This is a genomic window from Paenibacillus sp. EKM10P (genome assembly GCF_011800655.1).
Taxonomy (GTDB): Bacteria; Bacillota; Bacilli; order Paenibacillales; family Paenibacillaceae; genus Paenibacillus; species Paenibacillus polymyxa.
Genome location: NZ_JAALET010000001.1, coordinates 66,773 through 85,187 on the forward strand (window position 1 = coordinate 66,773; position 18,415 = coordinate 85,187).

10 protein-coding genes and 1 pseudogene are annotated in these 18,415 nt (G+C 45.2%); 7 read left to right on the forward strand and 4 right to left on the reverse strand.

Translation table 11 applies throughout. The annotated features are described in order from the left end of the window. The first annotated feature begins 4 nt into the window (after positions 1-4). The 3 genes from HFE01_RS00265 to HFE01_RS00275 all read left to right on the forward strand — a co-directional run bounded on the left by HFE01_RS00265 (position 5) and on the right by HFE01_RS00275 (position 6,990). On the forward strand, positions 5-2,329 hold the full coding sequence (locus tag HFE01_RS00265; RefSeq protein WP_102998671.1) for a glycoside hydrolase family 127 protein: 2,325 nt from the start codon (positions 5-7) through the stop codon (positions 2,327-2,329). A gap of 429 nt (positions 2,330-2,758) precedes the next feature. Next, on the forward strand, positions 2,759-3,703 hold the full coding sequence (locus tag HFE01_RS00270; protein ID WP_107734110.1) for a copper amine oxidase N-terminal domain-containing protein: 945 nt from the start codon (positions 2,759-2,761) through the stop codon (positions 3,701-3,703). A gap of 5 nt (positions 3,704-3,708) precedes the next feature. Further along, on the forward strand, positions 3,709-6,990 hold the full coding sequence (locus HFE01_RS00275) for a DUF5704 domain-containing protein (protein WP_107734109.1): 3,282 nt from the start codon (positions 3,709-3,711) through the stop codon (positions 6,988-6,990). A gap of 159 nt (positions 6,991-7,149) precedes the next feature. Here the strand turns inward: HFE01_RS00275 and HFE01_RS00280 are convergent, their stop codons facing one another. Both HFE01_RS00280 and HFE01_RS00285 read right to left on the reverse strand, forming a co-directional pair. Beyond that, a complete protein-coding gene (locus tag HFE01_RS00280; RefSeq protein ID WP_107734108.1) occupies positions 7,150-8,352 on the reverse strand; it encodes a DUF4179 domain-containing protein in 1,203 nt (400 codons plus the stop codon). After that, a pseudogene (locus tag HFE01_RS00285) lies at positions 8,324-8,901 on the reverse strand (RNA polymerase sigma factor). The gene HFE01_RS00280 and the pseudogene HFE01_RS00285 overlap by 29 nt, the downstream one beginning before the upstream one ends. Positions 8,902-9,269: 368 nt before the next feature. Between HFE01_RS00285 and HFE01_RS00290 the strand changes: the two are divergent. Continuing rightward, entirely contained in the window at positions 9,270-11,786 is a 2,517-nt protein-coding gene (locus HFE01_RS00290) for a rhamnogalacturonan lyase (protein WP_107734107.1), read from the forward strand. 470 nt (positions 11,787-12,256) lie between these two features. Here HFE01_RS00290 and HFE01_RS00295 read toward each other — a convergent pair whose 3' ends face one another. Together HFE01_RS00295 and HFE01_RS00300 are read right to left on the reverse strand one after the other, a co-directional pair. Beyond that, the gene (locus HFE01_RS00295) at positions 12,257-12,757 is read right to left on the reverse strand and encodes a hypothetical protein (protein ID WP_107734106.1); all 501 of its coding nucleotides are present in this window, start codon (positions 12,755-12,757) and stop codon (positions 12,257-12,259) included. A gap of 568 nt (positions 12,758-13,325) precedes the next feature. After that, the gene (locus HFE01_RS00300; RefSeq protein WP_167438324.1) at positions 13,326-14,372 is read right to left on the reverse strand and encodes a substrate-binding domain-containing protein; all 1,047 of its coding nucleotides are present in this window, start codon (positions 14,370-14,372) and stop codon (positions 13,326-13,328) included. Positions 14,373-14,884: 512 nt separating this feature from the next. On the opposite strand from HFE01_RS00300, the gene HFE01_RS00305 reads away from it, so the two are divergent. The 3 genes from HFE01_RS00305 to HFE01_RS00315 all read left to right on the forward strand — a co-directional run bounded on the left by HFE01_RS00305 (position 14,885) and on the right by HFE01_RS00315 (position 18,397). Continuing rightward, positions 14,885-15,847 (forward strand): ABC transporter permease, encoded by a 963-nt coding sequence (locus HFE01_RS00305; protein WP_016821412.1) that lies wholly within the window; start codon positions 14,885-14,887, stop codon positions 15,845-15,847. A 15-nt stretch (positions 15,848-15,862) separates the two neighbouring features. Continuing rightward, positions 15,863-16,744 carry a carbohydrate ABC transporter permease gene (locus HFE01_RS00310; protein WP_013369666.1) on the forward strand — a complete coding sequence of 294 codons (882 nt, stop codon included), beginning with the start codon at positions 15,863-15,865 and terminating at the stop codon, positions 16,742-16,744. A gap of 63 nt (positions 16,745-16,807) precedes the next feature. After that, entirely contained in the window at positions 16,808-18,397 is a 1,590-nt protein-coding gene (locus HFE01_RS00315) for an ABC transporter substrate-binding protein (RefSeq protein ID WP_167438323.1), read from the forward strand. Positions 18,398-18,415: the final 18 nt, after the last annotated feature.

The window sequence follows — 18,415 nt, forward strand, 5'->3', positions numbered from 1 at the left end:
GAAGATGACTCTTAAAGCAAAGGCCCATATGAAAGCAGCACCGTTCGCACTGAACGAGGTGGTATTGGCTGAAGGTCCCTTCAAGCAGGCGATGGAGCTAAACCGATCTTACCTGTTGGAGCTTGAGCCTGATCGTCTGCTGGCGCGTTTTCGGGAATATGCCGGGCTTGCGCCCAAAGCGCCTCAATATGAAGGCTGGGAAGCGATGACTATTTCCGGTCATATGCTGGGACATTATTTGTCCGCTTGCTCCATGATGTTTGCTTCAACAGGCGATGAACGTTTTAAGGAGATCGCACATTACATTACGGATGAACTGGATGTTTGCCAGGCGGCGCATGGTGACGGATATGTATCTGGTATTCCTGGGGGAAAGGAACTTTTTGAAGAGGTATCTGCCGGAAATATTCGTTCGAAGGGCTTTGACCTGAACGGTGCCTGGGCTCCTTTGTATACACTACACAAGTTATTCGCTGGTTTGCGTGATGCGTATCATTTGACAGACTGTGACAAGGCATTAGGTGTAGAGCGCAAACTGGCGGACTGGCTCGAAGGAATTTTGAAGCCGATGAGCGATGAGCAGATGCAGCAGATGATGTTTTGCGAATATGGAGGCATGAATGAGGTATTGGCGGATTTGTATGCGGATACCGGGGAAGAGCGCTACTTGCGGCTGGCTGAGTGCTTCTGGCACAAGCTGGTGCTGGACCCGCTTAGCTCACAGGAGGATTGCTTACAGGGCATTCACGCCAATACACAGATACCGAAACTAATCGGGCTTGCCAAGGAATATGAGCTCACGAATGACACGAAGCGTCGGAAGACGGTAGAATTTTTTTGGGAGCGGGTGGTGGATCACCATTCGTATGTCATTGGCGGCAATAGCTTTGGAGAATATTTTGGAGCGCCGGATGGCTTGAATGATCGCATCGGACCGCATACGACGGAGACATGCAACACCTATAACATGCTCAAGCTGACTAATCACCTGTTTCAGTGGAATGTTTCTGCCAAGGAAGCGGACTTTTATGAGCGAGGTTTATTCAATCATATTTTGGCTTCTCAGGACCCGGTTCACGGGGGTGTTACGTATTTTCTGTCGCTGGCCATGGGCGGGCACAAGCATTTTGAAAGTAAATTTGATGATTTTACATGCTGTGTGGGCACAGGGATGGAAAACCATGCGAGCTACGGTAGCGGCATATATTTTCACGATCACGATAAGTTGTATGTCAATCAGTTCATTGCTTCTACGCTGGCATGGAAGGACACAGGTGTTACGCTAAAACAAACTACGTCCTATCCAGACACGGATCATACCACGCTGGAAATTCAATGTGATCAACCTGCACCATTTATGCTGCTCATCCGCTATCCTTATTGGGCTGAAAAAGGGATCACTATCTGTGTAAACGGCAAGGAACAGTCGGTTGAATCAGAACCGGGCAGCTTTGTCTCTATCGCTAGAACCTGGCTTGATGGTGATGTTGTTGAGGTGACAATTCCGATGTCGCTCAGACTGGAGCAGATGCCAGATAACCCGGATCGGGCGGCTGTCATGTATGGACCGCTGGTGCTGGCAGGTGATCTGGGACCCTTAGAAGATCCTAAAGCCAAAGAGTTCCTCTATACCCCGGTATTCATCCCTCCAACAGAAGAACTGGATCATTGGATACAGCCCGTGGAGGGCAAAACGAATACATTCCGTACCTTAAAAGCAGGGCATCCCCGAGATGTGGAACTGTCTCCGCTGTATAAAATGCATGACCGTACCTATTCAGTCTATTGGGACATTTTTACGAAGGAAGCATGGCAGGAGGCGGAAAAGGAATACACAGCAGCACGCGAAAAGCTGGCGATTCTGGAGCAGTGCACGATTGACTTTGCCCAACCCGGAGAAATGCAGCCGGAGCGGGATCACAACTTTCAGGGAGATGCTTCGACTCGCACCGGATATGTGAATAACCGACCTTACCGGAATGCGGGAATTGACGGCTGGTTCTCTTTCGATTTGAAGACAGATCCGATTGCTCCAATGCTGCTGGTTATCACCTATACGGCTACGCTGGAAATGCCAAACTGTGATTTTGATATTTGGATTAACGGTCATCTGCTTGAGCATTTTAGTGAAGGCTTTGATGAGGCTGACAAGTTTTACAACGTGAATGCCGCTATTCCGGCTGCATATCTGGAGGGTAAGGATATAGCCACAGTGACCTTCAAAGCCAAGCCTGGACAGCGTATCCGCAGATTGTTTGGGCTGAGGATGGTCAACAAGGATGTGTATGAGCGGCTATATCAAGCTGGGAGTCCAGGTGCACATGAATGATTTTTTGAGCTGTTTCGTGAGAAAATTAACGTTTGATTTTTAATCAGTAATGATTTAAAATGTAAGAAATATTGGATGATGCTGGAACAATCCATAGGATATGAACTGATATATTCATAGTTTTTGCGCGTGAAGCACACGGGCTGTTTCTTCCTTCAGAGGGAAGAGGCAGCCCTTTTTTGATGAGATTTTGCAGAAATATAAGTTATATAAGGAGGCAATTCTATGATTTAGAGCGGGAGATTTCTCATAGGAAATGATTTTTAGAGTAGTTATATTAGTTATTTTTCTTATAGATTTTGTAATTGGGAAACCCTATAATATATAAGTTGTATCCAGTATTTTCCGAAAGTGGGGATGCGATGAGTTTATGAGATTAGAGTTGATATACATAGTTTATAAGTTTAAGCAGACAAAGGGGATCGAGAGATGAGTATGAAAAAATGGTTGTTGAGTTTGACCGCAGTCACGTTGCTATGGGGCGGGGCAAGTGCGATTCCAATGACGGAGGCGGCAAGTAGCACCAAACCAATTGAAGTCTTATTAAATGCGAAAAAAATACAATTCCCGGATGCCAAACCTTTTCAGGATAGTAACGATTATGTGATGGTTCCAATCCGGTTTGTATCCGAGGCATTGGGTGCTAAGGTGGGCTGGGAGAAAACAGGCGGCCAATTAGCCGTGTCGATTAAAAATGATGCACATGCCGTTAACATGACAGTGGGACAAAACACCGCTACCGTGGATGGGCAAACGAAAACGTATGAAACGAAGATTATCTTGAAGCAAAACCGTACTTTTGTGCCGCTGCGGTTAGTGAGTGAGGGTTTGGGACAGACGGTAGAATGGGATAAGGTCAGCCGCTGGGTCTGGATTGGGAAGAAGGAAATCGCTGCGTTAGAGGATACGGGGCATCAGGCAGTTAGTATTGAGCCGTATAAAAAGGCGATTGCATCTAATTCTTACATACTCAAAAAGCCTTTTGGTGGAACTTACGATAAGGCAATGCTTTTTAAACATTCAGACCTACCAGTCAAGCTTCTTGAGGATATATACTCTATTGAACCGTACACTAACGCAAAAGGTACGCCTTACCTTAAGGTCAGAGCTAAAACTAAATCAACGGCAGGTGATATATTCTATATCACAAAGTTTAACGATACTCGTTTTCGTAATGAAGTTAGTCAATTGACGATAGATAACGGAGACGGAACGAAATTGCTGTATTATCCGATCTATTCTACGTCAGATGAGACGTTTCAAGGTGTGCAGAATTACAGATCCTTGAAACTTCAAGATATCCAATACATAGGCTTTGCTTACGCGGCAGATGACTATATACCGATAATGGTCAATCCGTGGAGGGTTAATTAAAGCACATGAAAAAGATGCAACGCATTCTGGCCGTATTTCTGGTGGGGGTACTGCTACTATTGCAACTCCCACCTTTTTCTTTCCCTACAAACAAGGCGGAAGCCGAAACAGAAGTTACACCGCTGTCCTATTTTGCAGATAAGAGTGACCGCTACTTTGTTGGTATGATGTACTTTGACATGTGGCGAAACACTAATGGTGAATGGGTAACTCAAAAGAAGGAGCCAAATAAGGGACTGCACGGAGAAGCAAATTTTACTTATAAGTTCCAATTTCCAGGCAGAAGTATAAAAAAAGTCGAAGCTTTTTTATACGATCCTATTAAAAATAAAGAAAGCAGGGATTACATCAAATATTTTGAGAAATCTAGGCCGGATAAATACTCCCGTTATTTCGCACATATTAGTCAAGGCACTCTCAATTCAGATATCCGACCGCTTCAAATTCAAGGTATTGGTACTGATACTACAGTCATTCCAATCGTTGTTAACATGATGTTGAATGCTGATAGACCCGAGAATATAAAGGATGAGTTATGTCCTACCTGTGCTAAGGAAGTAGAAGCGTACCGCATCTACCAACCAATTCTATTCAAAATCGAACTAGAGAGCGCGCTCATTGTCAAGCATTTTACAACTGACGGAAAGTCACTTAACAACGTATTTACACCAATAGAAGATGAGCTAAAACCTAATCAACCGTATGATTTCACCCCGCCGACCAATCCGAAATATGAGTATGTGGGTTACAAGAAAAGCACGACAGGTAAACCGCCAAGCGGAGATATTTTGCCGGGAATTGTACCTGGGTTTACCTATGACGGTTCTTTTGAGCAGTTTACCGCTTACTTGTATTACAAAGAAGCTCAGGGCTGTCCTAAGCCTGGAGAAAGCCAAGAGGGAGCGCCCTCAGATTGCCAAGATCATGAACAGCCAACGAATGGTGTTGTCTGCTCCCGTCCCGTTCCAGGCCTGCGCTTGGAAACTGCCGAACTGGACCCAGTAGTATCTGCTGTGATCAAAGCGGACCAGCGTGGTCGGGAACGATTTGACGTATCCAAAGGTATTCCTACCTCTGAAAGCCTGTACGGTCATGTACAAGCCAAGAGATACCTTTTTCAACATAAGTTTGTGAACATGACGGGTCAGTGTACATATACGGTGAACGTAAAACGGGAATATCGGTTGACCTGGCGGCCTAAGAAAAAATCTCGGCGGAATGAGACTGTGAAGCGAACTTATACTTACCAAATCGTCCGTCCGTACTCCTATTGGAAGATAGACAATTTGGAGGTATATGGCATTAAAGAGGCTAAGCTCCGAAATTATGCGTTACCCAATGAAGCAATCACCCTGCGTCCGCAATCCTATACTCCCCCTTCTTATATTGCGGCGACCCAGGGTAACTTTTATCCGCCCCCTGCACCAGGCACAGTGGACGGAGGTAGTCGCAGCAAAAATGGCGGCAGCAGCAAGCCCAGTGTGCCTGATGATCGCAGTGTACTGAAATCTAAGGCAGAGGAGGCAGTTAAGGAAATCGAAGTGGAGAACGATACTTTGACCTTTGAAAACAAGATCATTATGAATCCAGAGCGCGTCAAGGTAAATGGCCCTAAACCAGGTGTGATTCCCTCTTCCGGAGCGATTGGGGCCGATGTGCTGTACAGTCCAAATCATGTGATTGATAAGCATAAGATCAATAAGACCAACACGCCCAGCAGTGGTGACATCATTTACGCTATTCTCAAAGGAAATATCAATGGAGGTGCGGATAAAACGTTGCCGATACAGGGAATCAATACTGTGACTGTCCACACTCCCGTAGTGAATCTGTCTAAAGTGTCGGATGATGCTGCTCATAATCAGAAAACCCAACCTACGAAGGGGCGATCCGCACTTATTTTGGAGCGTCCTTTTCGAGTGACGATTTCGACAGCAGGTCCGCATTTGAATATTCCCGGCTATGGTGATCGGGAGTATGCCAAATATGTACGAACCAAGCAGGTGCGCTTTCCGTTCGATGTGTACGACAAAGGGAAGACACATTTTTATCCGCGAGGTACCTGGATCGACATTCCGATGCTGCAGTTGGACACAGACTTTTATTTACCCGTATGGGTCGATGAAGGCAATTATACAGTTGAGTTCCGCACCATTGCCGAAAATGCACCGGATGGATTTACCGAACAGCGCCATGCCAACACGGATATCGCCCATCATGTTGCCAATGATGTGGTGAATATTGAAGTCATCGGACGGATGTATGATTTTCATATCACGGATATTGCTGATTACCATTGGGAGCGAGTATTTCGGCAGCAAAAAGGAAGCCCAATGCATAGCGGCCTGTCCTATTGGACAGGGCTTGGCAATATTGACGGGTTGCCCAGAGGGAACACGCAGCCCTTCACATTGCCTGTTCGCCTAGGTAGTCACCCACATGAAGGTTACGCAAATGTGGCGGTCAAGACAGGCTACCATTTCAAGTTTGACCTCAAAACCAAAGGCAATATGTTCGGCGCACAGGATGGAATTCGCATTACCCCTTCATTTTATTGGGTGAGCAAAGATGGGCGACAGCGGGAAGAGGTGGATTTGTATACACATGCAGGTAGCCGAAAATTTATCCGTGTAGGATCGGCAGAGGACCGGGAAAAGCGATATGTTATTTTGAATGAACGGCTACGCAATGTCCCTATGGAGGAAATGCAGGATACAGCAGCCTACCAATATCAACATGGACTGAGTGAAGCAGAGCGAAGTCAGTTAATGCTGGAACATTATGTGGCGCTGTATGTCCAGCGTATTACACGCAGCAAGACCTGGGTTGGACGCTACGACTGGCTAGTACTGCCTGCTGCTGTGCGTACCTTGATCGGTCCAAAGACGGACCTGCCGGAGGGGGTTGATGCCGATCGTGCGAATGCGGCGATTCAGCGCTGGTATGGCGAATATAGTCTGCCTGCTGATGTGTACGCCGTTACCAAAGGGACGGATTTGCACGAGGTCAGTCACCGTCAGGAGCTAAACGAGCATACAGATATATTCAAGAAGACAGGCTTTATAGTGGTTCACTTTAATTTGGAATCACTCCGTCAGGGGGACACCAAGCATCCACATTTGCAATATATTAATGGCCCGCTTTTGAACCAATGGCAACTGGAGGGATATCGTAGAGAGATAAAGGACCCGTACGGACACACCTTTCATTTACAGGATGGAGATGTCGTGTTTTATCATGCAGACCAGTCCAGTCGGGATGATTTTCGTTCATTTGTCCCTCACTAATTGGGAAATATACAAATTAAAGATAACCCAAATTTATCCTTTGCTTGTATAACCAGTAAAAAACAGTTGAATAAGCAGGAGAAGGGACGGGTTAATGTAAATCGAGCCAAATGAGCAAGCCTGGATTCTCATCCAGGCTTGCTTACTCTTGCATTGATGTTATTGGGCTGGCACAGGGATTTTCATTTCCAGTTCTTTGATATACGTTTTGTCGCCTTTCTTCACTTCGTTGCCAACCTTGTCATTCACTTGTCCCACAATGCTCCAGTCGGTAGGCTTGACGGTCAAAGTGAACGGCTTAATCGTCACGTATTTCGTGCCCGGTTTGAGAGCATCGTACAGCTCATCCACATGATATTTTGTCTTAGGCTTGCTGTGGAAATAACCGAATTTGCGCTGCTCTAGAATGTTGCCCTGATCATCTGCAATATCGTAATACATCATCGTTGGCGCATACTCTCCCGTCTGCTCCTGAGAAGCAGGCACTTCACCTGTACTGTCCAGCACTAGACGAGTCGTTGTTGAGGTGGCTTTCAGCTCCTTCACGGTGTAGCTGAAGCTACCGCTGGTCTTTGTCTCACTCGGCTGGACAGCAATCATGGTGTTATCTATTTTCACCGGGACCTTGAATTCATAGGGCACATCAACACCTGTCATCGAGGTTTTAACCGTCAACTCAAACTCGTCCGGCAGAGAGCCTAGCTGCATGAATTCCCCAACGACAGAATTTTTTTTGTGCGGATCATCACCGTATATAAATTGTTGAGAGTCAACTTTTTTTCCGTTAATCTGTACTTCAGGATGTTTAAAGTAGCCCTTAGGCTGATCCTTCTCGGGCACTTGATGGGCTTTTAACCATTCATCATTACCACTACTTTCAGCATCCATAGGTACATAAGGACTTATAGAGCCTTCCGGCATATTCTCGCCTTGACGCTCAATGGAAAAGGACAGGCGTGTACCGTCATACAGAACATCGCTTAATGTCAGCGTAATTCCGTCATGCGTCACACTTTCATTAGGATGACTGAGAATGCCCTTATCTACAGCAGTCTGAATTTCATCCGAGCTCAATCCATAAAAAATACTGCCAATTCCGGGAATTTGCTTGAGTGTGGCCGCCATCGTGGGTGATACAAACCCGGCGCCTACCACTCCTGCCCCTAATATGCCAACTACGGATGCCGCCAGGACAGCCCGTTTTGCAAACTTTGGTTTCGTCGTCTTTCTTTGTATGGCTCTATTTTCAATCTCCTTCATAATTTGATCACTCATACTGCCTCTGGGCATGACAGATTCATGGATCCAATTTTCCAACGGGTCCATTTCACGCTCATAAGGTGGTGTTAGATGTTTGTCCATTAACAAGTCCTCCTTTGCTTCTGTGGTCCAGCAGCTTGCGCCGAAGCCGCTCATATTTTTTGCGGATGGTTGCCGACTTTAAGCCCATGATGCTGCTAATTTCCTCAAAGCTGTATTGCTCGACAGCCTTCAGTAGCAGAATATGACGTTCTTCTGGGGTAAGATAAGTCAGCAGCTCTTCAATCACACTTATATAAGGTGATACTTGGGCGATGGACTCTTGTTCCTTGACCTGCTGAACCAGTTTGAGCCAGCGGCTGTGTTTCCTTTTGATATTCATTAAGTGATGATAGGCTATCTTGTATAGCCATGCCGAGAAGCTGGTCTGTCTGCTGTATTGATGAAGATGCTCATAAGCTCTGATAAAAATGTCCTGAACCGCGTCCTCTGTGGCTTCATGATTCTTCAAAATATAAAAGCAGTAGGTGTACATCTGACGCGCCGAATAATGATTTCATAAGCCTGCTGTTCACCAGCCTTGATACGTTCTATGGCCAGCTCAATCTGGCTGTATTTGTCCTGTGTATCCCCGGGGATGGTTGCCTGCAAGAGCTCACCTCCTTGTATTTATGTCTATATAACAATCGCAACGGGTCATTTTGTGACATTATTTTTGTGGAACCTTGATAGGTATTGTATGTTTGATCACAGCTCGTTCATTTTATCATTTTATGATATTCGGATATTCTCACTTCAACTAACATGGTCGACTCACAAAATGGACCGTTTTAAACGGGCTAATGGGGTCATTTCAATAGAAACGGGCAACAACACGGATTTGTGTAGAGAAATACTCGGATATTTAAACGCGTTTGGGGGAACAGCAAAACTATAATAATAAGGAATTTAAATTATGTAAGCGCAATCATTTTCTGTATTTGCTTGTCATCACAATACAATTGAGGAGGACGAATTGGATGGCTCAAAGGAAAGGCGCATGGCAAAAGGGAACTTTGACCGCCGCGTTGGCAGCAATGCTGGCGATGACGGGCACGACTGGAGGAGTGGCTGCGGAAGACTTATCCGAACCCACGCTGCAGGCAGAATCAGCAATCGCAGTAGAACAAAACCGTAGTGGCAGCATTCAGCTGGAAAAGCTGGATCGCGGTCTGGTAGCTGCGGCGACGCAAGAGGGTGTATTTTTAAGCTGGCGGTTATTGGCCCAGGAAGTGAATGGCTACAGTTCAACAGGGCTGACAGGAGCGGACTTTAACGTATACCGTGATGGCAAGAAAATCGCGACGGTGACGGATAGCACCAATTATCTGGATAAGGAAGGAAACGGAAATGCGGTGTACAGGGTCGCTTCAGTCGTTAAAGGGAAAGAAAAGGATCGCAGTGCCAAAGTGAAGCCATGGCAGCAGGGTTATTATGAGCTTCCTCTGCAAAAGCCTGCTGATAGCGTAACACCCGCAGGTGAATCCTATACTTATTCGGCCAACGATATGAGTGTGGGGGATGTGGACGGAGACGGACAATATGAATTTTTTGTAAAATGGGACCCATCCAACTCCAAAGATGTATCTCAGAAGGGGTATACCGGAAATACGTATGTCGATGCGTATACGTTCGAGGGCAAGCTGCTGTATCGGATTGACCTCGGTGTGAATATTCGCTCAGGTGCCCATTATACACAGATGATGGTGTATGATTTTGACGGCGATGGCAAAGCCGAGCTGATGTTCAAGACCGCTCCGGGGACCAAAACGATTACTTTTGACAAGAAGGGCAAGCCCAAAAAAGAAAAATATATTACCCTGCCCCGTGAGGATCGCAAAGCTGGAATTACACATAAGGACGATTATCGTTTGAGTCGTACGGATTATTATGAGCATGTAGTGAATATGTTCATGAACTGGACGAAGCATGAAGAAGTGGTGAAGGGGCAGTGGCCTGCTACGCTGGAGGAATGCTTTGGTATTGCTCCAAAGTATAGCTACCCGTTATCCCGAAAGGATGCAGAAAGCCTGACGGATTACTTTATGGATGTGTATGCTCCTGCGCGGAGCGACAAAAACAAGCTGAGAGAATATGAAGGTTTCATTGTGGATGGACCGGAGTATTTGACCATTTTCAAAGGAAAAACGGGGACTGAGCTGGAGACGATTCGCTATGAGCCAGAGCGCCATGATGACGGTCTTATGTGGGGAGACTACGCTATGGCCCGGATTGAACCTGCTAACCGTGTGGATCGTTTTCTGGCAGGAGTAGCATATCTGGATGGACGCAAACCATACGCCGTATTTGCACGCGGCTATTATACGCGCTCCACCTTAGCCACTTACACGTGGGATGGTCGTCATCTCCAAAAACATTGGATGGTGGACAGTGGTTGGGCACCGATGACCAATCCGTTTAATGATAGCCCGCACGGACGGGATGGAACGGACCCGAAATTTGGCACCTTGACTACACAAGGAGCGCATTCGCTGAGTGCCGCAGATGTGGATGGAGACGGCAAAGACGAAATTGTATATGGCTCCGCCACGATCGACCATGATGGCAGCCTGTTGTACAGCTCGTTTGATGTTATGCCTCCTGAAAGCGCAATTCCGGGCCAAACCGCCAGATTGGGACACGGTGACGCGCTGCATGTGACTGATATTGACCCTGATCGGCCAGGAAAAGAAATCTTTATGGTGCATGAAGGCGGCACCTATGCCCCTTATGGTTATTCGCTGCGGGATGCCAAAACGGGTGAAGTCATCTACGGTGGGTATTCCGGTAAGGATACAGGTCGGGGGATGGTCGGTGACATAGACCCGGATCAGCGAGGACTGGAGACTTGGGCCATAGGCTTGTGGACCGCTGCGGGCAAACAATTGGATACCAAGATGCCGGGTACCAATATGAGTATCAAATGGGCGGCTGATATGACCACACAAATCGTGAACGGGGCGATCGACGTAACCCCAACCATTGAAGATTGGAAACGAGGCACATTACTCACCGCAGCAGGTACCAAAACGAACAATTATACCAAAGGAACGCCATCGTTGGTCGCTGATATTTTCGGAGATTGGCGCGAGGAAATGCTTGTCCGTACAGCGGATAGCTCGGCGATCCGTATCTATTTGAGTACCGAGTCTACAACGCATAAATTGTACACATTGATGCATGACCCGCAGTATCGTGCGGATGTGGCGCGTCAAAATACTGGCTATAACCAGCCGTCCTACACGAGCTTTTACTTTGCATCCGATATGAATTGGGCGAACGTGCCGATTCCCAAGCTCTATACACCAAGAGCCTTGATGAATGAAGAGAGCAGTGACGAAGCGGATGAGGTAGAGGCAACGGAGGTAGATGAAAAAGAAGTCGATGAAACGAAAGTTGATGGAACAAAAGTCGATGGGGCAGAAATAGATGAGAAGGAAATAGAGGGAGAGTCAGCGGTCCCTGTAGTTCCTGTAGTTCCAGCAGAGGATCTATAAACGATTAGCCGGAGACTAAAACTGTAGCACCCCATCCATTAGTTAATAGACTTAGTAAAATGGCAAGCCTCTAAATCATCAGAGGCTTGCCATTTTACATTCTTAAAGTTTAAGAGTATAGACGTTTTTTCTTGCGAGTAAGCATCAGCGGTCGCCTTTATTTTTACAGATGAGGTCTCTTATATTTACGTATAAAGGCTCGGAACAGGCGCATGCTCAATCACTTCATCCAACAATTTGAGCATATGACCCCAAATATAGAAGAACCATCGGTGTTAGGAGTAATTCTCCAACACTGATGGTTCTTATTACATCTGATCACATATTAATTCCCCGTGATTAGATGGTGAAAATATTGTCATTGATCCAGTACTGCCGCTTGTAAAGGCACTTAGGGGTACACATGAAATACAAAAAAAGAAAACTCCAAACCGGGTCAAGGTCGGAGCTTTCTTTGTTTTGTTTAGCTATTATTTGGCATCCGATGGAAGTGAACCGGCTACGCCCCATAATTCCACATTTACTTTGTTTGAAGCACCACGGAATTGAATTGTATATCGCCCGGAACGCATAGCATCAGAACTTCTCCAAACAGTTTCACTGTTTTTGCTGATTGTCTGGCCGTCAACATACGATTTCCCAGAATCGTTGTGCTCTACAGTAAAGTCAACGGGGGTATTAGCGTAGTTTCTAATGCGCAATTTAACATACCCGAAACCCTTAGGAACCTCGAAGCTGCCTGATGCAGTTGCACTTCCCCCTACAGTAAAGTTAAAAGAATTTCCCACGCTTTGAGGAGTTATTACATGGTCACCAGTAGTTGTATTACCAGCATCTTGGGTCGCCGTAGTGGATGTATTTGCAGAATCAGTTACAGCATCTGAATCCGCAAAGATCGCACTGGGCACGGCAATAGCTCCTCCTAATAAACCTAAAGATAAGGCTGATGCAATTAAATGTTTTTTCTTCACAGAATAATCCTCCTTGTAATTGTATAAAACTGCTACATCGTTATACCAAAAGATTCCATCGAATGTAATATTTCGACAAAAAATATTAATATATTATCAATTATATTATTTATTTCTATATTAATCCTGTATTTAATATTCGGATTTACTCAAAAATCTGTCAAGTTCCACTGGATTCACTTCACTCTTACTACGCCGAAAATCCGAACAAATCGAGTCATCCTAATCCAAATTTTGATGATTGCGTCACGATAGTTGAGTGGGAGCTGAAATAGGAGCTGCAAGTGGTCTTTGGGGTGCTGCAGCGGGTGCGGCATTAGGGGCAGAATGTAAAAATCGTTTGTATATTTTCATAAGAAAGAGACAGTCATGTAAACGACTGCCTCTTCTGTTCTCAGCGTGACTGAGTACTTGCCAACAGCTGCCTGAAGAGACCGAATCACGGACCAGGTTTCCAGGCAGAACTGTAATATGCAGTGAGTGCGGCTGGCATGCCGTTAAATAATATCCGGATACAACAGCGATTGGAGCAACGTTCCGTTCGCGGAGCGTCGCCAGACCCCCTCTTTTACTTTTCTATTTGTAAAGGAGTCGATTCTCTAAATATCGGCTCAGTTCTGATATGCGTAATCTGATAAGGCCTGGAAGGATCTTTGACCCGCGCCAATAGCATCTCAGCCGCCATAATCCCCATTTCGTTGTTGTAAATATGCACGGTGGATAAATGAGGCTCTACAATCCGGGATTCAGGAGCGTTATCAAACCCAAACACAGCAATATCTTCAGGAATTTTCAAGTTTTTATTTTTGAGCGCTTTCATGACACTGACGGCGATAAAATCATTGGCGCATACGAACGCGGACGGAAGCGCGCTCATACCTTCCAATTGTTTATCCATCCAATCCGATTCGGAGAAAAAATTTCGGTCCTGATCAACGATGCAGCAAGATAAATCCACACTTAGGCCTGCTTCGATTAAAGCACGGTTATATCCAACCCACCGCTCGTTGAAGCTTTTGCAATGTTTATAATCCCCAGCAAAACCAATCCGCGCAAATCCACGATCAATCAGGCTTTTGGTAACAGAATAAACGCTATGTTCATTTTCCATCAACAATAAATCCGCTTTCAAATCAGGATAAAAAATGTCCACCGAGCAATCAATAAAGATTGTGGGCAATCCCAAACTCGTAACGAGCTCACTATACTGTGGATCGAACATTTCAATGCAAATGATTCCGTCAACCTTGGAGGCTTCAAAATTATTAGGAAGTGTTCCCGCTTGGATTTCGTTTTCCCGCACAATATGAATCGACAAATTATACCCTTCTGCACTTATTCTTTTTTCCAGCCCACTGATCAGAAAGGAGCCAAAATGCGAGCTGTTCGGCAGATTGCATGTAAACAGGGCAATGTTACCTTGGTTCCTAGGGATGATGCTGTCTGTTTCCACATAGGCAAATTGCTTATATTTGAGCTCGATCGCTTTTTTAATGACCTTGTTCCGAGTATCAACCGGGATGCTGTCACTACCGTTAATCGCTTTGGAGGCGGTATTTCGGGAGATTCCCAAAGCGTCAGCAATGTCTTGAATGGTGACTTTTTCTTTCTTCATAGACTGGTTCCACCTTCACTTAATAAATGGATTGCCTGAGAGGTACAGTTGCCTCTGCCAGCTCTCCGTTCAGACCTAAAATGTATCCTAAATGTATAATAGTTCGCATAAAATAGCAATGTTGAGATTACAAATGTATAAAATATTTTTACATTTGTAAAGTTTATTTAATAGCCTGTATTTATCTTTATCAGATCGAAAAATGAACTGAAATTCAAATTTTTATAAGCTGGATAAAAAAATGCTCATTGAAACAGAGAGCGTACATTAGGGTCGAATAAGTGAAGCGGTCATTGTTAATGGGGAACTTTCAGATTTGGATCATAGGGGATGATTATTTTTGTTTTTGTTACAAAAGCTCAGAATGACAATAATATTTTGGTCAAATGTAAATAAAATATTTTACAAAAGTTATTGACGAATGATAATTTGATTTGGTAAATTGAAGATGAAAAATGTAAGCCTTTTCAGTTGTCTTGTACAGACGGTTATTACAGATGGGGGGAACGCACATGGCAAACTTGGCTAAGGCAGCTCAGAGACATGCCGCACTGGGGGAGCAAAGGTCCATTCGCAGCAAGCTAGACTATATTCGCAAAAACTATTTTCTTTACGTACTGCTGGCGCCTGCACTGATTCTTACGATTCTTTTTAAGTATGTTCCGATGTATGGGGCCATTATTGCATTCAAGGATTTTAGCCCGCTTAAAGGGATATGGGGAAGTGACTGGGTTGGACTAAAGTACTTCACTAAATTTTTAGAATCACCCAATTTTACAGATATCTTCTTTAATACGCTGAAACTGAGCTTCTATGGACTTGTACTCGGGTTTCCTGTACCAATCCTGTTAGCGGTCATGCTGAATCAAATCCGCAAGGCGGGATTGAAAAAGAATATCCAGCTTGTGTTGTACGCCCCTAATTTTATTTCGGTCGTTGTCATTGTGGGAATGCTGTTTATTTTCTTGTCTCCGACCGGACCTTTGAATCAAATCATTGCATCGGTGACCGGCAACCCTGTGATCTTTATGACAGAGCCTGAATATTTTCGCTGGATTTATATCCTGTCTGGAATTTGGCAGGGGGCGGGGTGGTCTTCAATCATTTATGTAGCTGCGCTCGCTAATGTTGATCCCGAACTGCATAATGCGGCAAGTCTGGACGGAGCCAACCTGCTTCAGCGCATATGGCATATTGATTTGCCGACGATTAAACCGATTATGGCGATTGTTTTTATCCTGGCAGCAGGAGGAATTATGTCGATTGGATTTGAGAAGGCGTATCTTATGCAGACATCCATGAATTTGCCTACTTCTGAAATTATTCCTACCTATGTGTATAAAGTCGGCTTGCAATCCGGCAATTATGCTTATTCTGCGGCGGTCGGGCTGTTTAATTCGGTGATTAATGTGGTTTTGCTGCTGACCGTTAACTTTATCGTCAAGAAGCTCAATGAGGGAGAAGGGCTTTATTAGGAAAGGAGCCTCTTTATGCATGTCAAACATTCCAATCTGGACCGCTTCATCCTAGGTGTGAATTACATTGTGCTCACTTTAGCTGTTTTGATTATTGTAGTTCCCTTGGGTTATATCGTGATTGCTTCGTTTATGGACCCGACCGTTTTGTTAAGCAAAGGGCTATCCTTCCGTATTTCGGATTGGAGTGTGGAGGGATATCGGAAAATTTTGTCCAACCCAGCCATGCTCCGTGGATTTGCCAATTCGGTGTTCTATTCTTCATGCTTTGCCTTGATCTCTGTGACCGTTTCGATTTGTGCTGGCTATGCCTTATCGGTGAACAGCCTGGTGGGACGAAATTTCTTTATGACATTGTTTATTATCACCATGTTTTTTAGTGGAGGTCTGATTCCGACTTACCTGCTGGTCAAAAATTTAGGGATGCTGGATACCGTATGGGCTATTCTTCTTCCCGGTGCAATCAATGTGTGGGATCTGATTTTGGCACGAACGTTCTTTAAAGGTGTACCTAATGAATTAAAAGAGGCCGCCAACGTGGACGGAGCCTCGGACTGGACGATATTTTTTAGAATTGTCCTGCCGCTGTCCAAACCCATTATTTTTGTCATTGCGCTATATGCCTTTGTTGGTCAGTGGAATTCTTATTTTGATGCCATGATTTATCTGGATAATGCACAGCTGCATCCGCTTCAATTGGTGCTGAGATCGATCCTGATCCAAAACCAGACGATGCCTGGCATGATTAGTGATCAATTAGCAATGGCGGAACTGAAGCGTCTTTCGGAAATGATCAAATATTCATCGATTGTCATATCCAGTCTTCCACTGCTTGTGATGTATCCTTTTTTCCAAAAGTATTTTGAAAAGGGCGTTATGGTCGGCTCTTTAAAATAACAGATGCCGCACACTTCATTTGCTATATGTGCTTTTTACCATTATCCGATGGAGGTCATCCAGATGAAAACAGTCAAAACTGCCTCATTTGCCGCACTGGCGGCGATCTTAGTTCTTTCCGGCTGCGGCAGCAGCAATTCTTCTAATGAGAGCGATGCAACAGATGTGAATGGAAAAGTGACGCTCAACTTTATAACCCAAAGCTCTCCACTCGCTCCGGCAGATCCGAACGACAAGCTGATTAACAAACGGCTGGAAGAAAAAACGGGCATTCATATTCGTTGGAAGAACTTTACCAGTGACCAGTTTGTAGAAAAAAGGAATCTGGCCATTGCCAGCGGCGATTTGCCGGATGCAGTGTTCGACGCGGGCTACTCGGATTATGACTTGCTCAAGCTAGCCAAAGACGGTGTCATTATTCCGGTGGAGGATTTGATTGAACAGCATATGCCGAATTTTAAAAAGGTATTGGAGCAATCCCCGGAATATAAAGCGATGTTGACTGCGCCGGATGGACATATTTATTCCTTTCCGTGGATTGAAGAATTGGGGACAGGAAAAGAAGCGATCCAGTCCGTGGATGATTTGCCGTGGATTAATGTGGAGTGGCTGAGCAAGCTGGGCTTGTCCATGCCAACAACGACCGAAGAGCTGAAGCAGGTCCTAATTGCCTTTAAAACAAAGGACCCCAACGGCAACGGGCAGGCGGATGAGATTCCATTATCGTTTATCGATAAGCCTGGCGGCGAGGATTTGGCCTTTTTATACGGGTCCTTTGGGCTTGGAGAGAACTGGGATCATACAGTAGTGACGAACGATGGGAAAGTCGTATTTACAGCAGCGGATAACGGATATAAGGAAGCAGTCAAATATATTCATGATTTATACAAGGAAGGGCTGGTGGACATAGAGTCCTCCCAGCAGGATTGGAACACTTATCTGGCCAAAGGGAAGGATCACCGCTATGGTCTGTACTTTACATGGGATAAGGCCAATATTACAGGCCCGAATAAAAAATACGATCTCATGCCGCCGCTGGCTGGACCGGATGGACATGTGAATGTTACACGGACGAATGGCATCGGCTTCGATCGCGGGCGCATGGTGATCACCAGTGCTAATAAGAAGCTGGAAGCGACCGCCAAGTGGATTGACCAGCTGTATGATCCGATCCAGTCTATACAGAACAACTGGGGAACTTACGGGGATACCAAGCAGAAGAATATTTTTGAGTATGATACGGCAAAGGGAATGCTGAAGCATCTGCCGCTGGAAGGCTCGGCTCCGGTGGAAATCAGACAAAAGACGAACATTGGTGGACCGTTAGCTGTATTGGATGAATACTACGGAAAATACACAACCCAGCCAGAAGATGCGACATGGCGATTGGGTTTGCTCAAAAAGGTGATGGTTCCGCATATGCAAGCGGATCATAATTATCCTAAAGTATTCTTCTCTATCGATGAGCTGGATCGTTTGTCGACTATTGAAACCGATCTATTCGCCTATGTTCTCCGTAAACGTACGGAATGGTATCAGAACGGTAAGGTCGAAGAGGAGTGGCCGGAATATTTGCAGGAGCTGAACAGTCTGGGATTACAGGAATGGTTGCAAATCAAGCAAGCGGGCTATGACAGAAGCACAAGTAAATGAATCTTTTTTCGAGGGAGA

Coding starts and splice junctions, on each gene's coding strand:
- HFE01_RS00265 (WP_102998671.1), top strand. CDS start 5: ATGACTCTTAAAGCAAAGGCCCATATGAAAGCAGCACCGTTCGCACTG.
- HFE01_RS00270 (WP_107734110.1), top strand. CDS start 2,759: ATGAGTATGAAAAAATGGTTGTTGAGTTTGACCGCAGTCACGTTGCTA.
- HFE01_RS00275 (WP_107734109.1), top strand. CDS start 3,709: ATGAAAAAGATGCAACGCATTCTGGCCGTATTTCTGGTGGGGGTACTG.
- HFE01_RS00280 (WP_107734108.1), bottom strand. CDS start 8,352: ATGGACAAACATCTAACACCACCTTATGAGCGTGAAATGGACCCGTTG.
- HFE01_RS00290 (WP_107734107.1), top strand. CDS start 9,270: ATGGCTCAAAGGAAAGGCGCATGGCAAAAGGGAACTTTGACCGCCGCG.
- HFE01_RS00300 (WP_167438324.1), bottom strand. CDS start 14,372: ATGAAGAAAGAAAAAGTCACCATTCAAGACATTGCTGACGCTTTGGGA.
- HFE01_RS00305 (WP_016821412.1), top strand. CDS start 14,885: ATGGCAAACTTGGCTAAGGCAGCTCAGAGACATGCCGCACTGGGGGAG.
- HFE01_RS00310 (WP_013369666.1), top strand. CDS start 15,863: ATGCATGTCAAACATTCCAATCTGGACCGCTTCATCCTAGGTGTGAAT.
- HFE01_RS00315 (WP_167438323.1), top strand. CDS start 16,808: ATGAAAACAGTCAAAACTGCCTCATTTGCCGCACTGGCGGCGATCTTA.